The sequence below is a fragment of the Nitrospira sp. genome (assembly GCA_024998565.1).
In the GTDB taxonomy this organism is placed as follows: Bacteria; Nitrospirota; Nitrospiria; order Nitrospirales; family Nitrospiraceae; genus Nitrospira_A.
In genome coordinates, this window is record JACOEM010000003.1 from 256,089 (window position 1) to 274,363 (window position 18,275).

General features: G+C 60.1%; 13 protein-coding genes and 1 tRNA gene. 9 read left to right on the forward strand and 5 right to left on the reverse strand.

Annotation, left to right across the window (positions count from 1 at the left end):
• Nucleotides 1-458: 458 nt before the first annotated feature.
• Nucleotides 459-534, reverse strand: a tRNA-Arg gene (locus H8K11_07630).
• A gap of 114 nt (nt 535-648) precedes the next feature.
• A complete protein-coding gene (locus H8K11_07635) occupies nt 649-2,313 on the reverse strand; it encodes a hypothetical protein (protein ID MCS6263616.1) in 1,665 nt (554 codons plus the stop codon).
• Nucleotides 2,314-2,822: 509 nt separating this feature from the next.
• Here H8K11_07635 and H8K11_07640 point away from each other — a divergent pair.
• A complete protein-coding gene (locus tag H8K11_07640; protein ID MCS6263617.1) occupies nt 2,823-3,854 on the forward strand; it encodes a hypothetical protein in 1,032 nt (343 codons plus the stop codon).
• A gap of 190 nt (nt 3,855-4,044) precedes the next feature.
• Here the strand turns inward: H8K11_07640 and H8K11_07645 are convergent, their stop codons facing one another.
• From H8K11_07645 to glgC, 3 genes are read right to left on the reverse strand one after another with little or no spacing between them, the layout of a single operon-like run.
• A complete protein-coding gene (locus tag H8K11_07645) occupies nt 4,045-5,115 on the reverse strand; it encodes a DEAD/DEAH box helicase (protein MCS6263618.1) in 1,071 nt (356 codons plus the stop codon).
• Nucleotides 5,112-6,974: a hypothetical protein gene (locus H8K11_07650; GenBank protein MCS6263619.1), complete on the reverse strand. Its 1,863-nt coding sequence runs from the start codon at nt 6,972-6,974 to the stop codon at nt 5,112-5,114. The genes H8K11_07645 and H8K11_07650 overlap by 4 nt, the downstream gene beginning before the upstream one ends.
• A complete protein-coding gene (glgC, locus tag H8K11_07655; GenBank protein MCS6263620.1) occupies nt 6,949-8,187 on the reverse strand; it encodes a glucose-1-phosphate adenylyltransferase in 1,239 nt (412 codons plus the stop codon). The genes H8K11_07650 and glgC overlap by 26 nt, the downstream gene beginning before the upstream one ends.
• Nucleotides 8,188-8,322: 135 nt before the next feature.
• Here glgC and H8K11_07660 point away from each other — a divergent pair, with 135 nt between their 5' ends.
• The 8 genes from H8K11_07660 to H8K11_07695 all read left to right on the forward strand — a co-directional run bounded on the left by H8K11_07660 (nt 8,323) and on the right by H8K11_07695 (nt 18,257).
• Entirely contained in the window at nt 8,323-8,601 is a 279-nt protein-coding gene (locus tag H8K11_07660; protein MCS6263621.1) for a hypothetical protein, read from the forward strand.
• A 39-nt stretch (nt 8,602-8,640) separates the two neighbouring features.
• Nucleotides 8,641-9,780, forward strand: a complete 1,140-nt coding sequence (locus H8K11_07665) for an ABC transporter ATP-binding protein (protein MCS6263622.1) — start codon at nt 8,641-8,643, stop codon at nt 9,778-9,780.
• A gap of 89 nt (nt 9,781-9,869) precedes the next feature.
• The gene (locus H8K11_07670) at nt 9,870-10,673 is read left to right on the forward strand and encodes an ABC transporter permease (protein MCS6263623.1); all 804 of its coding nucleotides are present in this window, start codon (nt 9,870-9,872) and stop codon (nt 10,671-10,673) included.
• Nucleotides 10,670-11,443, forward strand: a complete 774-nt coding sequence (locus H8K11_07675) for an ABC transporter permease (protein MCS6263624.1) — start codon at nt 10,670-10,672, stop codon at nt 11,441-11,443. The genes H8K11_07670 and H8K11_07675 overlap by 4 nt, the downstream gene beginning before the upstream one ends.
• Before the next feature lie 21 nt (nt 11,444-11,464).
• Nucleotides 11,465-12,514, forward strand: a complete 1,050-nt coding sequence (locus H8K11_07680) for a spermidine/putrescine ABC transporter substrate-binding protein (protein ID MCS6263625.1) — start codon at nt 11,465-11,467, stop codon at nt 12,512-12,514.
• Nucleotides 12,515-12,611: 97 nt separating this feature from the next.
• A complete protein-coding gene (locus H8K11_07685; protein ID MCS6263626.1) occupies nt 12,612-13,958 on the forward strand; it encodes a TolC family protein in 1,347 nt (448 codons plus the stop codon).
• A complete protein-coding gene (locus H8K11_07690; protein ID MCS6263627.1) occupies nt 13,955-15,100 on the forward strand; it encodes an efflux RND transporter periplasmic adaptor subunit in 1,146 nt (381 codons plus the stop codon). Before H8K11_07685 ends, H8K11_07690 begins: the two co-directional genes overlap by 4 nt.
• A 52-nt stretch (nt 15,101-15,152) precedes the next feature.
• Nucleotides 15,153-18,257, forward strand: coding sequence for an efflux RND transporter permease subunit (locus H8K11_07695; GenBank protein ID MCS6263628.1), 3,105 nt, complete (start codon nt 15,153-15,155; stop codon nt 18,255-18,257).
• The last annotated feature ends 18 nt before the right edge of the window (nt 18,258-18,275 follow it).

Below are 18,275 nucleotides of genomic sequence, written 5' to 3' on the forward strand. Positions count from 1 at the left end.
GGCCCTAGTTGAGTGGTGTGCGGCGTGTGAACGCGGGAGATTGCTCTGACTAGGCGTGACGGCGAGTCATATCGGAATGAGTGGGATCGGGGGGAAGCGCGTAGAAGCAGGTAAGTCGGCGGAGTTGCTCGTCAACGATATCTCCAGAGCGTAGGTGCTGAAGATTCGGGGCAATGTTGAGCAGGGAACGAGGAAAAATGAAATCGTGTGGATTCGACGGTTCGAGCGATGAGCGTGCGCAATCAGAATCTTCAAGCGGCCTGTCTGCCGAACAGATTATCGTGCATGATAGGGGTTTGCAGCGAGTATCCCTGAACCAGGGACTCAGCGACTGTTCCATCCAAAGCGTTTCTAGGACATCACGAGCGGAGGTCGGCAAAGTGCGGCAATAGGGATCGGTTGAAGTGCCCGACAGCAGCGGCTGAAGTTATGAACGGTGTGAACGTGGGGCTGGATTGTGGTGCGCCCGACAGGACTTGAACCTGTAACCTTCTGATCCGTAGTCAGATGCTCTATCCATTGAGCTACGGGCGCACATCATGTTTTGAGCCCGTTCGAAGAGCAGTCCCTTCGGAGCGGGCTCAAAGGAGCAGCGCTGGTTATACAGGCTTGAGGGAAGAACGGTCAAGTCTATCCGGCATACATATTTTAGAAGAGGCTTCTGCTGATTTCTCCGGAAGGGGAACTTTCGTTGCCGCTTGAGTCGTAGGCCGTCACGGAGAACCAATAGGTCGATCCCAGCGGCAAGGTCAGGCGTGTCGAGGTGACGTTGCCGACATCGAATGACTGAGAACGAACGCCGGATCTTGTACCGACATAAACCCGGTAACCTCTGAGGTCCGACTCACTGTTTGCAGTCCAGGTGACGGTCACCGTGCCGGTTGCCGTGCCGGAAGGCGGGGGTGGCGGCGTTGTGCTGCCGGTCGGCGAAGGCGGTGGCGGCGGGGGAGTCGTGCCGCTTGCAAGGACGGAAAGCGACACCGGAATACGCAAGGTTTGCGAGCCATTGGGGCCGCTTTCAACGATATAGATGACACCGGAGTAGGACCCGATGTTCATGGCCGAGGTATTGACCGTCACCGTGATGGGATCGATTTCGGTGGTGATGGTCTGCGTGCTGCCATAAGGTGGATTGAGGGCCGTCCAGGATTGGTTCGCACTAATGCTATACGTGCTTTGTTGGGTGCTCGATTTCTGCAAATTAAAGATTCCGGACACGGTGTTTCCCTTCGCTGTGCTGAGCGAGAGTGCAGACGGGAAGGCCTGGAGCATGGGCGTCAATGAGCCGGTCGGCGGCGGCGGAGGGGGCGGCGTCGTCGAGGGCGGCGGTGGTGGCGTGGTCGATGGCGGGGGCGGAGGCGGCGTCGTGCTTGAAGGGGGCGGCGGGGGCGGCGGCGGTGTGGTCCCGGTTGCCGTGACGTTGAGTGCGACCGGGATGCGCAAGGTTTGCGATCCGTTGGGGCCGCTTTCGACGATATAGACGACACCTGAGTAAGTTCCCACGTTCATGGAGGCCGTGTTCACCGAGACCGTGATGGGATCGACCTCGGTGGTGATGGTCTGCGTGCTGCCATAGGGTGGGTTGAGGGCCGTCCAGGATTGGTTCGCGCTGATGCTATACGAGCTCTGTTGCGTACTGGACTTCTGCAGGTTGAAGACGCCGGATGCAGTGGTTCCCTTCGCGGCGGTGAGCGAGAGTGCGGACGGGAAGGCCTGGAGCATGGGCGTCAATGAGCCGGTCGGCGGCGGCGGAGGGGGCGGCGTCGTCGAGGGCGGCGGTGGTGGCGTGGTGGATGGTGGGGGCGGAGGCGGCGTCGTGCTTGAAGGGGGCGGCGGGGGAGGCGGCGGTGTCGTGCTCGTCGCAGTGACGGTGGTGGTCACCGGGATCCGCCAGGTCGTAGACACACCGGGTCCGGCCTGTCCGATGTAAATTGTCCCCGAGTAGGTTCCGGCCGCAAGTCCCATGGCGGCGGTATTCACCGTAACCGTGAGCACATCCGTTTCTGTGCTGATGGTTTGGGTACTGCCGTAGGGGGGATTCAGCCAGATCCAGGATTGGTTGGCGCTGATGAAGTAGGTGTGTTGCGCCGTATCCGACTTTTTAAGACTCAAGGTGCCGCTGACCGTTCCTCCTTTGGCGACGGTCAAGGACAGTGCGCTCGGCGTAAACTGGATGTTCTGCGCGAGTGCCGATCCTCCCGTGCCGAAGTCGCAGAACCACAGAGTCAGCATCAAGGCCGTAAGCAATCCCTTCGCGCGTCGTCCGACGAGCCGGGCTGGATGCTGATTCACGGTGGTATCGTGCAACCTCATAGTCAGTACTCCCTTAGGTGATATTCCCGAAAATAAAAAAGGAAACGATCGTTGGTGAGCAACAGTCGTGCCACAACAAATCGCTTCGGCGTTCTTCGGAATTATTTGTCGGGAATCGCTCAGCGGAGTTCGGTGAGAATCCCGTCAGGATTACTATCAGTGCCGACCCTAACGGAAGAGAGCGGAATAGGCAAGTAAAAATTTCACTTGCTTCCCGTACGACGCGTGGCAAGACATCTGGTAGAAAAGAGGTCGATGAGAGCAGTGACCCCTGTAGGGTGTCGGCACCTGTCTGTACAAAACCGACGTCCTTACCGGTTACAGAATAGAGCGATTCCCTAGGTAAGCACCAGAGACGTTTGCGGGTGGCCATACGGGCCTACGGGCATGGGTGAGAGAAAGTTGTTGACCATGTTCTGCAGGTAGGGTATCTGTGGGCGCGCCGTTTCCAAGGGGATACGTAGTACCTTGCTATCGATGCGGGGCGGCGGAACCGAGGGGGCGACGACATGGTCTCACTACGACGTTTACTGTGTGCGGTGTGCGCCTGCCTGGCCGGTCTCGGCGCGCTTCCTGCTGCGGCGGAAGTCGCTCCTGCCCAGTCTTCCTCTATCGCCCGTGTCGACATCGGCGTGTCTGAATGGTTCAGTCAGGGTGAGACGGTGTGGAGCCACAATGCCTCAGGCCTGGATGCCAACCTTGGAAATCCAAGCTCCAAACTCAAGTACAAGGATACGGGCACCAATGTGACCGAAATCAGCGGTCGGGTGCAGTTGAAGAACAAAATCTTCTTCCGCGGCGCCTTCGGGTACGGTTCGATCGGCGGAGGCCGGCTGACGGATGACGACTTTCTCAGCGCACAGGGGGCTGCAGCTCAGGGTGCGACCGTCAGCGGCGAACATCGGTTCTCGCGCACCTTCAGTGACATCGGGGGAGACAATCTCTGGTATCTGAACGGGGATATCGGTGCGACGACGTTCACCTTTCCCGAAAACAAAGGCACCCTGGGGATGTTTGTGGGGTTGCAGTACTGGCGGGAGCGGCATGTGGCAAACGGGGTCACACAGGCCGAATGTACCACGGCATCCTCTCCGAACCAGGATTTTCGTTGTTCGCCTGCCGGTACGGTCGGGTTTCGTAACCAGACGGTGATTACCAACACGTCTACCTGGGTATCAGGCCGGTTCGGCGGTGAGGTCGAATATCGGGTCGATAAGCGCATCAGCATTGAGGCTAAAATAGCCATGCTCTTGTCCTATTTGAACAATGAGGATGTGCATCACCTCAGAACCGATCTCGGGCAGGATCCGAGCTTCAGAATGACGGGGCTGGGCCTGGGTACCAATTCGGATATCAATCTGCGAATCAGGATTTGGGACCGGCTCTACCTGACGGGCGGGTATCGCGTGTTCTGGAACCGCGTGCTCGTCGGTGATCAGTGGAAGCTGTATGGCTCCGACGGCTCGTCGACGACCGCCTCCCTGAACCAGTTTCAAACTCTCCGGCACGGCCCCACCATCGGACTGACGTATTCGTTCTAGCCGTCATCCGTCTCTCGATGCAGAACGGGAGCGTATAGCGTATTGCTTATGGTGTATGGTCGGGAACGGCAGCAACCCGCGGCGTTCTGCCTGTACCCTTGAGCTATACGCTCTTCTTTCCCGCCATCAGCTCGGATGCCTGCCGAGAGACGTTTTACGCTTCACGAGTGACGGGATTCGGCGGCAGCGCTCAGCGCGATCGGGATGGGCCGGTTTCGTCTTCGTATTCCGCGAAGAGCCGTTTGGCTTCGGGATGAAGAAGATGCGGCTGACCGTAGGGGATTCCGGCGGTCCGGAAGAGGGGCGTCAGTTTCTCGTTCGGGTGCAGATAACCGGCCCGGAGCGGGACCGATCGTTTGGTGTGGCGGATGAGGGCGCAGGGATTCGGGCGGATAGCCGTCAGCCAATCCGCAATATCCTGCGGATTGCCGATCGAGGCGGACAACAACAGCAGGCGTGCCTGGGATGGACAGAAGATCAAGGTCTCTTCCCACACCACCCCGCGTTCCGGATCGGCGAGGTATTGTGATTCGTCCATGATCACCAGCCCCAGCGTATCCAGGCGCACATCGATTTCGCCCCCCGCCGCATCGTAGAGCAGGTTGCGCAAAATTTCCGTGGTCATGATGAGCAGCGGCGCCTGGGCATGCTCCCGGCGGTCGCCGGTGAGAATCCCGACCTGCCCCGGGCCGAATAGGCGCGAAAATTCTGTAAACTTCGTATTGGAGAGGGCCTTGAGTGGAGACGTATAGATGACCGTACGATTCTCCTGCATCGCCCGCTTCGTGGCCTCAATGGCGACATAGGTTTTTCCGCTGCCGGTCGGCACGCTGACCACCACGTCGGTTTCCGCCAGCTTCGCCAACGCATCCACCTGCCAGGCATCCGGTACGAACGGCTGTGCCTGTGGAACTCCGATTCCCGACAACCATTCATGAAGCGAGACAGGCGGCTCATGGTGGCCGTGTTCCTCAGCCCGGTGCGGGCGTGGCGTCGTAGACGCTGCAGCCGGTCTCGGGTGGACCTTCGGTTTGGGCGCGTGCTCAACCGGCGCGGCCTGCCGTCTGTGTGATTGTTCCTCGATCAGCGCAGCCAGGTCGGACTCCAGCCCCGGGCGATTTTCAGCGGAAGCCTGGAGCAGGAGGTCGATGAGTTTGCGTTTGCCGGAACGAAAGTGCCGGCTGATCCGTCCACGTGCCAATCGGTGCAGCAGAGAGACCGGTTGCTCCAGCAGTAGCTGTTCGAGTTCGTGCGTTGTCATGGCAGCTCCTCCAGCACGCCCCGGCGCATGCCTGCGATGGCCCGATCGGCGGATTCGGCCAGCGACGGGTGGGTCGCTTTGAGGGTTTTCAATTGAGAGAGAAACTCGATCGTGCGCGCGAACAGCCGGAACATGTCGCCCTCGGCCATCGTGGTCAGGCGGGCCAGGCCGATCCAGGTCAGCGTCTGATCTGCGACCCAGCGTTCGGTCAAGGCCGCGACATCGGCACGGAGCATCGGAGGCGCCTCGTGCGGCGCGAGACTTTCTGCCAGCTTCCGGACCTGGAACAGGAGCGTGACGAGCCCCGCGCTGCCGCGTGGAAACGAGCCGGGACGATCGTCGTCATGCGCGATACTGGCCATGACGGCGGCGAGCAGCGGTGGATCGATGGCACCGAAGGCCTCGGCCCGGATCAGTTCCGTGATCAGGAGGGAATGGTCGATGCGAATCAAGCGTGCCCACTCGCCGTCGGCGGTGAGCTGTGCCGTCGCGTTGAGATAACCGAAGCGCTCGAGGACATCGATGCGCTCTTGAAACCGGTGCCACAAGCTGGTCTGGAGTGCTTGAATCGATTTCATGTGCCGCTGGATTTCCTGGCGGATCCGTGAGGCCTTGGGGAAGTCGCGTTGACAGGCCTGACGCGAAGGACAGGTGGGGCAGGCGAAATCGCCAAGGGTTTGGATGATGGAGCTGTCGAGCGGAATCTCTTCGTTCTGATGAGTCAGAATCGGCAGAATCGGGAGCCGCGGCGGCAGATCCAGCAGATGGTGGGTGAGTTGCTCCAATGTCTGCGGCGTACACCAGGGGTAGGAGGAGGTTTCCTCGCAGTCGAACGTGCGATCGAAGACTTGTGTCACGATGGACGCGGGGCATTCATTGAGGGAGCCGCCGTCCCGCAGCAACGTCACCATCGGCGCATGCTGGCCCTTGCTTCGATACTGGCGCAGGATGATGCCGCGTCCCCGGATCAGCCCCACGACGCGTCCCGGCGTGAGAAAATGCAGGCGCGCGGCGACATCGGGCGAGTCCTGCCTGGCCGACAAGCCTCGCGGTTTCTTCCGTTTCCGGGCCTGATCGAATACCTGCCACTGCGTGATCCAATCCGAGCAGACCCGCGGACCGAAAGGTTCCATTTCGGCGCGCAGTCCATCGAGTTTGGTTTCGAGCACGGCCGTGCGCTGGTTCAACTGAAACTGGGCGAAACTCTTGGCGAGGATGGATTGAATCTGCTCGCGCGGGTGGGCTTTGAGCAGGTTCAGCACCATCGGGTAGCTGATGACGAATTGACTGTGAATCGCTTCCGGTTGTCCCGTGAGTCCTTTGGTCAGGACGGTGAGATCAATGTAGGGCGACGGGGTGATGACGGCGAATCCGACCAGGTCTTTGCCGCGGCGGCCGGCCCGGCCGGCCAGTTGCTGAATCTCGCTGGCGGTCAAGTCGGTAAAGTCGCGCGCCTTCCGGATGCTGGATTGTGTCACGACCACCGTGCGGGCGGGAAAGTCGACGCCTGCGGCGAGGGTAGTGGTGGCGAAGACGGCATCCAGGGACCCGGTGCGCATGAGTTCTTCGACGGCGATCTTCCAGGAGGGGAGATGGCCCGCGTGATGCGCGGCTACACCGATGCGCTGAACCGTTTCGATCAGCGGGTGTTCCGCGATGCTGGGATATTGTTCGGTGACCTGGGCCAGGACGCGGGCGATCTGTTCTTGCTGCGTCTTGGGCAGGATGACCTGGCTGCGCTCGAACGACTGCATCGCTTCGTCGCAGGCCCGTCTCGATGTGAGAAAGATAATCGCAGGAGTGAGATTTCTTTGGCGGAGCGTCGCGACCAGATCAACCGGATGAATCGACGGCGGCATGCAGTTTCATTCCCTTTGAGATGACCACCAATCCGGAATCGGTGACTTTGAAACGTTGACGATCCGCAACCGGGTCGAAGCCGATCACGGTTTTGGGCGGGATGATCACGTCTTTGTCGATGATCGCCCGCCTGATGCGGGCATGCTCGCCGATGACGACGTTTTCCATCACGACCGATTCACGTACATCTGCATGGTCGTGGACCCGGACGTGCGGCGAGAGCACCGAGTTCTGCACGCGGCCGCCGGAAATGATGCAGCCGCCGCACACGATGGAGTCGAGTGCAACCCCCATGCGGCCGCCCTGAAAATCCTGGGCGAAGACGAATTTGGCGGGCGGAAACTGCCCTTGATACGTGCGAATGGGCCAGGCCTTGTCGTAAAGATTGAACAGCGGGTCGACGGCGACCAGATCCATGTTGGCTTCCCAATAGGCATCAAGGGTTCCGATATCGCGCCAGTACTTCACGGCCTTCTTGTTTTCGTCCTGGAACTTGAAGGCGTACACCCGATTCTCTTTGATCATGCGTGGGATGATATTTCGGCCGAAATCGTGCTTGGTGCCTTCCTTGGCATCCCGGATAAGCTGCTCACGGACCACCTCGGTGCGGAACAGGTAGATGCCCATTGAGACGTAGGCATGGGTCGGGTCGCCCGGAATCGCCATGGGTTTGTCCGGTTTTTCGTCGAAGCTCAGGATGCGGTGGTCTTCGTCCACGCCGATGACGCCGAAACGATTGGCATCGGCCAGGGGCGTTTCGATTGCGCCCACCACGGCGTCGGCCTGTTTCTCCTGCATCAGGTTGTACATGTCGGCGTAATTCATCTTGTAGATGTGATCGCCGGCCAGAACGAGCAGGTATTCGGGTTGGTCGGGATCGAGCAAGAACAGATTCTGAAAGACCGCGTCGGCGGTGCCCCGGTACCAGTCTTCGCTGATGCGCTGTTGGGGCGGCACCGAGGTGATGTATTCGCCCAATTCCGCGTTGAGGATGTTCCAGCCGATGCGGATGTGTCGATCGAGCGAGTGCGACTTATATTGGATCAGGACGGCGATCTGTCGCAGGCCGGAGTTCAGGCAGTTGCTCAGCGTGAAATCGATGATGCGATATTTCCCGCCGAACGGCACCGCGGGTTTCGCGCGTTGCTCGGTGAGCGGATTCAGGCGTTCGCCCTTCCCGCCCGCCAGCACCATAGTGAAGATCTTAGCCATAGACGGGCCGATTGTAGCAGGACGACGGATGAATAGAAAGGACGCAGAATGATTGACTTCAACTCCATCTCGGACGATACTACGATTCAACGTGCGGCTCCGACATCCGGTCGGGCTCAATGCGAAGGAGCGGACATGAAGAAACAGAATGCCCGTCAGGCGGTCGTCAAGCCCGAGATCGAAGCCGCGAATCCGATGATGGAAATGGTGTGGCGGCTGGAACGGCTGGAGCGGCAGGTACAGCGCCTCTCCGAGCTCGTGCGGAACCATGCCGAAGACAACGACCGACTCGTGCGCATTGTGGCCGAGGATCGGGACGTCATTCGCCGCGAACTTTTGCGGAAACATGAGCATCGGGTGCGGGTGCGCAAACATCTGCGCGATGTCAGCTCCAAAGTCGATTTGGAGCATTGAGCCGTGGCTGTCGGCGCGGCGGTTTGAATTCAGCCTTCGATGGCCACGTCGTCCACTCCTCCGTTCAACACTTCTGACCAGTCTCTTTCCTCAACACTTCCAACGATCGATATCCGCGGGATCGTGCGCCGCCACGGTGCGGTCACGGCCGTGGATCGGGTGAGTTTCCAGGTCCGTCGGGGCGAGTTTTTTTCCATTCTTGGTCCGAGCGGCGCGGGGAAAACTTCGGTCCTTCGCATGCTGGCGGGCTTCGAAGATCCGGACGAAGGCGATCTGTTGATCGACGGACAGTCGATGCTCGGTGTGCCGCCGAATCGCCGGCCGGTGAACCTGGTCTTTCAGTCCTACGCGCTGTTTCCCCACCTGACGGTGTTCGAGAATGTGGCCTTCGGCTTGAAGATGCGGCGAGTGTCCGCGGCGCTCATCGCTGAGCAGGTAGGCCGGGTGTTGACGATGGTCAAGCTGCTCGGCAAAGAAGCGCGGATGCCGTCTCAATTATCTGGCGGCGAACAGCAACGTGTCGCGTTGGCCCGTGCGTTGGTGAACAAGCCGGCCGTGGTGCTGCTCGATGAGCCGTTAGCCGCGTTGGATCAACAACTGCGGCAGGCCATGCAGGTGGAACTAAAATCCATTCAAGAGCAGGCCGGGCTGACCTGTGTCTGTGTGACGCATCATCAGGAAGAGGCGATGATGATGTCGGACCGTATTGCCGTCATGCATCAGGGGCGCATGTGGCAGGTGGGAAGCCCGCGCGAGGTGTATGAGCGGCCCTGCAATCTGTTCGTGTCCCGGTTTCTCGGCGTCTCGAACGAGCTGCCGGGTACGATCGGAGTTTCAAGCAGGGAGGACCGCCTCTTCCAACCGGAGGACAACGAGCAGTCGCCGTTCCCCGTGCACACCGTATCTACGGAACCGGCCGGCCGTTCAGCCACGCTCTCGCTCCGGCCGGAGCACATCCGCATGGCGCAGGAGCGACCGTCGATATCCGATCCGGTGCTCTCCGGCCGAATTGAGAAGGTCCTGTTTGCCGGGAGCGACACGAAGTATCTGGTGCGGGTCGGCCGCGACCGTTTCTGGGAAACCAGGATGACCTCGAATACCTCTCCCTCGCCGTTCGCGGCAGGAGACCCGGTGTTTCTTCACTGGTCCCCGGCTGATGCGCGATTGTTCTTCGAGTGACCATGCCTTCGCACGACCTGTCCTCACCTCCTGCGCCTTGCCAATCCTCCTGCCGTTCTTGTTGGTTAGCCGCTCCCGGCCTGCTGTGGATGGGCCTGTTTTTTCTGGCGCCGCTGGCCCTGGTGTTCGCAATCAGCTTTGCCTCACGTGGAACCTACGGCGGCATTGTGTGGGAGTTCACGGCGGCGAACTATCTGGACCTGTGGCATCCGCTGTACGGCAAGATCCTGGGGCAATCGCTCTGGTATGCGAGTCTCACCACGGCGATCTGCTTTGTGCTCGGGTTTCCGCTCGCGTACACGATCGCCAGAAGTCCGGCCCGGTGGCAGCCGCTGTTGTTGCTGCTGGTGATGTTACCGTTCTGGACGAACTTTCTCGTGCGAACCTACGCCTGGATGATCGTGCTGCGACAGGACGGCCTGGTGAACGGCCTGTTGCTGGCGCTTGGAATCGTGGACGCCCCGCTTGAATTCCTTTACACACCGACGGCCGTCGTGATCGGACTGGTCTACGGGTACCTTCCCTTTATGGTGCTGCCGCTCTATGTCGCCGTGGAACGACTGGATCCGCTCCTGGTGGAGGCGGCCTGGGATCTGTACGCCTCGCGCTGGGCGATATTTGCGCGGGTGGTGGTTCCTCTCACGATGCCGGGCATCGTCGGTGGCTGTGTCCTGGTGTTCATCCCGTCGATCGGCTCGTTCATCACGCCGGACCTGCTGGGCGGGGCGAGAAGCATGATGATCGGCAATCTCATTCAACATGAGTATCTGGTCGTGCGGGACTGGCCGTTGGGATCGGCGGTGTCTTTTGTGCTGATGGCCATCGTCATGGCCGCGGTCGCGCTGTATTACCGCCATGCCGCCCGGACTGCCGGACCGTTGGAGGGACGATGAGGCGAGGATCGATCGGCTTGAGTCTCGTGAGCGGTCTGGCGATGCTGTTTCTCTACGGCCCCATTCTCGTGCTCGTGCTCTATTCGTTCAATGCCGCCCACCTGTCGATGGCCTGGCGGGGGACGACCCTCAAGTGGTATGCCGCCCTCTGGCATGACGAGGCGCTGCTGGCTGCGACCGCAAACAGCCTGCTCATTGCCGTGGTTTCGACCATCGGCGCGACTTTGCTGGGCGGGCTGATGGCACTCGGCATGGAGCGTATGCCGCTTCGCCGACAGCAGCTCATCGAAGGCGGGCTGGTGCTGCCGCTCGTCATTCCTGAGGTCATGATGGGCGTGGCGCTGATGCTGTTGTTCGTGATGTTCAAGATGCCGCTCGGTCTCACCACGGTCATGCTCGGACACATCGTGTTCAATATCCCGCTGGTGACCATTATGATCCGCACGCGGTTGCGAAAACTGGATCCGGCGTTGCGCGAGGCGGCGGCTGATCTGGGCGCGGACTCCTGGCAGGTCTTCCGGCATGTCACGTTGCCGCTCTTACGTCCGGCGATCTGGGGCGCGGTGCTGGTGGCGTTTACGGTCTCGCTCGATGATTTTCTGGTGACGTTCTTCACGGCCGGTCCCGGCGCGACGACGCTGCCGTTGAAGGTGTATTCGATGATCAAGTCCGGCGTCACGCCGGAGATCAATGCGCTCTCCGCGCTGTTGCTGGTCATGTCCATGGCCTGCGTCGCCCTCTCCCTTCATCTTCAACGCCGCGAGGTCTGAGTGGGGACTTTTCTCCGACGAATGAGCCTTTGGGGGCTGTGTCTGCTCTGGCTGGCAGGGGCGCTCTCTTCCTGCGGCCAAAGCGCGGGCAGTGATTCTGCCCAGTCCGGACCGGTCCTGCATTACTTCACCTGGTCCGACTATGTGGGGCCGGAGCTTATTCAGGAATTCGAACGGCGCGAGGGAGTGAAGGTGGTGATCGATACCTTCAGCAGCAATGAAGAGTTGTTGGCCAAACTCCAGAGCGGGGCCACGGGGTATGACGTGGCGGTACCCTCGGATTTCATGGTGGCCATCATGATCCAGCAAGGGCTGCTGAGTGAATTGGACCCGCAGGCGCTGCCCAACGCGTCGTTCTTGGAACCGCATTTACAAGCCCTGCCCTTCGATCCGGAGCGGCGGTACTCGATCCCGTATCTGTGGGGCAGCGTGGGGATCGGGTACGATTCTGCGGTGATCCCGACGCCGCCGGACAGTTGGGCAATCCTCTGGGACGAGCGGTACAAAGGCCGCATCAGCATGTTGAACGACCAGCGGGAGGTGTTCGGCGCGGTGTTGCGTTCCATGGGGCAATCGATGAACAGCACGGATCCGCAGGTGATCGAGGCGGCGAAGGAGCGGTTGCTGCAACAGAAACCCTTGGTGAAGACCTATACGAGCGACCATTACGATCAGTTGTTGGCTTCAGGGGAGGTGGTCTTAGCGCATGCCTGGGGTGGACCAGTGGCGAGGGCCATGGTCGAGCGGCCGTCCATTCGGTATGTCGTCCCGAAGGAAGGGGCCACCTTGTGGGCCGACTGTCTGGTGGTGCTCCGGACGGCGCCGCAGAAACAGTTAGCCATGCGGTTTATCAACTATTTAATGGAGCCTCACGTCGCGGCGCGCACGTCGGAGCGGCTGCATTTTGCTTCTGCTTCCCGGTCGGCCCGGGAATTGGTGAACGCCTCGACGAGGGACAATCCCGCAGTGTATCCGCCGTTCGATCAACTTGATCGGTTGGAGTGGATGAAGGATGTCGGCAGGGGCATCCGTCTCTATGATCGGGCCTGGACGGAACTGAAAATGCAATGACCGAATATCGCGGGTCTTGTTTCAAAAACACTGCAGAATCAGTATAATGCGCGCGCTGTCCTCGATGGTTCGATACTCCTGCACAATGCGTGACGACATGCTCCACTTTAGAGATCGCCGGCGGGTAGGCCCGTGCCTATCGGCCCTGGTCCTTCGTGCCTGGCTGGCGGTCGGCCTGCTGGTTTTCTTCGCAATCGGGGGGGGGCTTGCGCAGGCGGCTGAATCAACCTCACCTCCGCCGCTCCCGTTTTCTCCGCCGGTGGTCCGTCTGAACTTGTCCGAGGCGATGGCTCTCTTTCTGAGGCAGAACCTGGATTTGCTGATCGCCAAGTACGGGATCGAGTCCAGCAAGGGGCAGCAGATTACGGCACGGCTCTTTCCGAATCCGGTGGCGCAGTTGGGAAACGTGGCCTCGTTTACGCAGGGCAATACGCTGGCCAAAACCGGCGCGCTCACCATGCAGGTACAGCAATTGTTTGAATTGGCCGGCAAGCGTGGCTACCGCATCGAAAGCGCCGGCTTCGGGGTGCAGTCGGCGGAAGCGGATTTTGAAGATGCCGTTCGGCAGTTGGGGTTCACGATCAAGGACGCCTACTATCGAGTGCTGGTGGCGCAGCGCCGGTTGTCTCTGGCTGAAGAAAATCGGGACCGGTTTGCGCGTATTTTAGACGTCAACACGATCCGGTTTAAGAAAGGGTATATCGCGGAAGTCGATCTGATTCGTATTCGTCTGCAGGTGGTCGATTTTCAAGCACAGGTGATCGAGGCGATTCAGGAAGGCGAGTCCGCCCGAGCCGATCTCCGGCAACTGCTGCGTCTCTCTCCTGCGTCGAAGCTGGAGCTGACGACCGAAATGGACTACCGGCGGGTGGATCCCGACATGGGACGGCTCAGGTCGGTGGCCCTCGACGTCCGCCCCGATATCAAGAGCCGGCGGGCGGCCTTGTCGCAACGGGAGGCGGATCTCAAACTGGCCAAAGCCTTTCGGGTTCCGGATGTGACGATCGGCGCAGGCTATTCGGTGCAGGGCTCACGAGGTCCCGACAACCAGCAGATGGGGATCCTGAATCTCGGTGTGCCCCTGCCGTTGTTCAATCGTAACCAGGGCGGGATCGTCCAGGCTGAAGTCGGCGTGCAGTCGGCGCAGGCGGAATTGGATCGCACGGTCAACCAGGTGGAAAACCAGGTGGATGTGGCCTATCAGAATCTGCTCCAGAGTCGCCGGCTGGTGGAAGCCTATCTGGCGGGAGTGCTGGAAGACGCCCGCTCCACCTTCACCATCGTCGAGCGCGCCTATGAACGGGGAGGCGCCACCATCCTGGATCTCCTCGATGCGGCGCGGACGTCCCGTACGATCCAACAGAATTTCATCGAGGCCCTCTTTTCCTATCAGCGGAACCTGTTCCAATTGGAGAGTTCGGTCGGGCAGGAGATCTCCTCATGATCACTGGCGTGCGATCGGTCGTAGCGGTAGCCGTGGCGCTGTCGCTGTGTGCCTGCAGTCAAACGCAAGAGCCGGCCTCTTCGAAGCCTCCCGTGACTCCGGAACCTGTTGCCGTTCAGCCTCCGTCGCAGTCCACCGGACAGATTGAGACGGCCGTGGTGGATTTCAAACCGATCCAGCCCGAGCTGGTCCTGGTGGGAAAGGTCGCCTACGGGGAAGACCGGTACTCCAAAATTTCCTCTCCACTACAAGGACGGGTGGTGGAGGTGCGAGCCAAGCTGGGCGATCGCGTGGAGGCAGGCGCGACGTTGCTGGTGATCGACAGTTCCGATATTACTGCCGCCTATTCGGAGTTCGTGAAAGAAGCTTCGGAGTTGGAGTACTCCACCCGGGCGCAGGAGCTTGCGAAGGAATTGTTTGCGACCAAGGCCTTGGCCCTGAAAGATCTCAAGCAGGCCGAGAACGATTTGATCAAAGCGCGCGCGGAATTCCGGCGGGCGAAGGAACGCCTGTTGTCCCTGCGCATTCCTGCTCAAGAGTTGGAGAAGCCCCTCGCCCAACAGCGTATTACCTCACGCTTCGAGATGAAGAGTCCCCTGACCGGTACCGTCGTCGAGCGGGCCGTGACCCCGGGGCAGTCCGTCGGAAGCGATGCCGGCCAGGTCTTGTTCACGGTGGCCGATCTGGATCGGTTGCAGGTCGTGGCCGATGTCTACGAACGGGACCTCGCCTTGGTGAAGGTCAGCCAGGTCGGGCGGATCAATGTGGAAGCCTATCCGGGGACCGACTTTGCCTCCGTCGTGGCCTCGATCGGAGATGTCGTCGATCCGAACACCCGCACGATCAAGGTTCGAGCCTGGGTCGACAATCGGGAGCAGCGTCTGAAACCGGAGATGTTCGCGCGGCTGAGATTGGACGTCGGCGACGCCACGCCGTTCCTCACGATTCCCAAGGAAGCGGTCGTCGAGATCGACGGCAAACATTTCGTCTATCTGGTGGACGCTCCCAATCACTATGAGAAACGCGAAGTGGTGGTCTCCAATGTGTCCAGCGGACAGGTCCGCATTCTGGAGGGACTGACGTCCGGCCAGCGCATCGTCATCAAGGGCGCAGTGCTGGTGAAGGGGCAGGCGGCGAAGTAATGATCGAGGTCATGCTCATGTGCTCTCGCCTCCCCCAGAGGTATTCCGCCTCATGATTGTCCGTATCGTCGAGCTTTCCCTCGTTCAGCGGTTCCTGATCTGCGCGCTGGGCTTTAGTCTCCTCTTCGGCGGGCTCTATGCCTTTCAACAACTCGACATCGTCGCCTATCCGGATCCATCGCCTCCGATGGTGGAGGTGATCACGCAATTTCCCGGCTGGTCCGCGGAAGAGATCGAGCGGCAAATCACGATTCCCATCGAGGTGGCCTTAAATGGCATGCCGGGTCTCACCGATATCCGTTCGCTGTCGATCTTCGGGTTGAGCGACGTGAAGATCTATTTCGATTTCGGGACGCAATATTTCTTCGACCGGCAGGAAGTCATCAATCGCCTGGCCACGGTCAGTCTGCCTCAAAACGTGCAGCCGGCCTTGTCTCCCTGGTGGGCGATTGCGGAGATCTACCGCTATGAACTGGCCGGAGACGGGAAGACGAGTCTGACCGACCTCAAGACGATCCAGGATTGGCAGGTCCGGCGGGAGTTCCGGCGGGTACCTGGGATCATCGATGTGACGGCCTTCGGAGGCACCACCCAGGAATATCACGTCGATATCGATCCCGGGAAGTTGATCAGTTATCAAGTCAGCCTGGCTCAGGTCATGGAGGCCTTGACCAACAGCAACGCCAACGTCGGCGGCAACTATCTCACTGTCGGCGCGCAGAACTACAACATCCGCGGCCTGGGACTGATCAATGGGCTGCCGGATATCGAAAATGTGATGGTGGCCGAAAAGGAAGGCACCCCCATTTTCGTCAAGACGCTGGGCACGGTGTCGGTGGGGCATCGGGTGCGGTTGGGCAAGGTCGGCATCGACGACAATGACGACGTCGTGGAAGGGGTGATCCTCTTGCAGCGCGGATACAAGGCGCTGTCCGTGCTGGAGCGGGTCCGGGAAAAGGTCGAGGAACTGAACAAGTGGAAATTGCCGGAAGGGGTGAAGGTCAAGACCTTCTACGACCGGACGGCCCTGATCCACACCACGGTTGAAACGGTTACCGATATTTTGATCAGCGGGATGGTCCTGGTCTTCGTGATTCTGTTCGTGTTTCTCGGCCATTTCCGCGCGTCCCTCATCGTGGCGTTGACCATTCCGATGTCGCTGCTGTTCACCTTCACCATGATGGTGATGATCGGGCAGTCCGCCAACCTCATTTCGCTCGGCTCGATCGATTTCGGCATCATCGTCGATGCCACCCTGGTGATGGTGGAAAGTATCTTTTTCCATCTCGGCCATGATCGCCGCCTGGGCCTGACCGTGCCGCAACAGATCGTGCGGGCGGCCCGCCAGGTCGGCCAGCCGATTTTCTTTTCGACGGCGATCATTGTCGTGGCCTTCATTCCCCTGTTCACGATGACCGGCGTGCCGGGAAAGATTTTCGCTCCTATGTCCATCACCTATGGTTTTGCCCTCTTCGGCGCGCTGCTCATGGCCTTCACGCTGGCGCCGGTCCTCTGCTCGCTGCTATTGAACGGTGTGGTCAATGAACAGGATACGAAGTTCGTGAGCGCGATTCGCCGGACCTATCTGGCCGTGTTGCAATGGGCCTTGCGCCATAACGTGAAAGTGATCGGCGCGGCGCTGCTGTTGCTGGTCGTCGCGTTCGGCGCGCTGCAATTCATCGGCGGAGAATTCATGCCGGCGTTGGAGGAGGGCAACCTCTGGGTTCGTGCGACCATGCCGGTCGATATTTCTTACGACGAGGCCGCCCGCTTGACCGGAGAAATCCGGCAGATGTTCCGGCAGTCGCCCGAGGTCGTCACGATCGTGTCTCAGCTCGGGAGACCCGACGACGGGACCGACCCCACGAGTTTCTTCAACGCGGAGTTCCTCGCAAATCTGAAGCCGCAGAAGGAGTGGCGGCCGGGGCTCAGCAAGGACCAGTTGGTGGAGGAGATCGAGGCGCGGCTGAAGGTCATTCCCGGGATCGTCTTCAACTTCTCTCAGGTGATTCAGGACAATGTGGAAGAGGCCATGTCCGGCGTGAAGGGGGAGAATTCCATCAAGTTGTTCGGTAACGACCTGAAGACCATGGAGGCGAAGGCCGTCGAAGTCGAAGCGGTGATGAAGGGGGTCCGAGGCGTCAAGGATTTGGGAATTTTCCGGCTGGTAGGACAGCCGAATCTCCTGATCCAGGTGGATCGGGAAGCCAGCGCCCGGTACGGGTTGCGCGTGTCCGACGTCAACGCGGTGGTGCAGGCGGCGGTGGGCGGTCAGGGGGTGACTCAGGTCTACGAGGGCGAGCGCCTGTTCGATCTGGTGGTTCGGTTTCTTCCCGAGTTTCGGCGGGATGCCGAAACCATCGGCAATATTCTGGTGAATACGCCGGACGGCGCGCGGATTCCATTGAAACAAGTGGCGACGATCAGAACCCAGACCGGCGCCTTCATCATTTATCGGGAAAACAACGAACGGTATATTCCGATCAAGTTCAGCGTCCGCGACCGCGACCTGGAGAGCACGGTGAAGGAGGCCCAGACCAAGATGGCTCAAGCGGTGTCGCTTCCGGAACGCTATCGGCTTGAATGGGCCGGCCAGTACGATCAACTTACGGCAGAACAAAAGCGCCTGACGATGATCGTGCCGGTGAGTCTGGTGATCATCCTGTTTCTGCTTTACACGACCTTCAACTCTCTGACGAACGCGCTGCTGGTGTTGGTCACGGTGCCGTTTGCCTTGATCGGCGGCATTTTTTCGCTCGTCTTCACCGGAACCCACTTCAGCATTTCCGCGGCGGTGGGGGTGATTTCGACGCTGGGAGTAGCGATTCTCGGAGGAGTCCTGTTAATCTCACGTATCGAGGATTTTCGCCGGCATGGGCTCGATTTGCGAGAGGCCGTCTTGAAGGGGGCGGATGTGCAGATGCGTCCCATTCTCATGGCTACGCTTGCTGCGGCCATCGGGTTGCTCCCTGCAGCCCTGGCCACGGGGATCGGTTCACAGGCGCAACAACCGTTGGCCCGGGTGGTGGTGGGTGGTATGCTGACTGCGGCGGTGCTGATCCTGGTTGTGCTGCCGGTCTTGTATGAAGTGGTGCATCGTCGCACGGCGAGCACGCGCACAGTGGAAGCAGAGGAGGAACCGGTGGTTCCACATTAATGGTCATGCTGTAAGGGG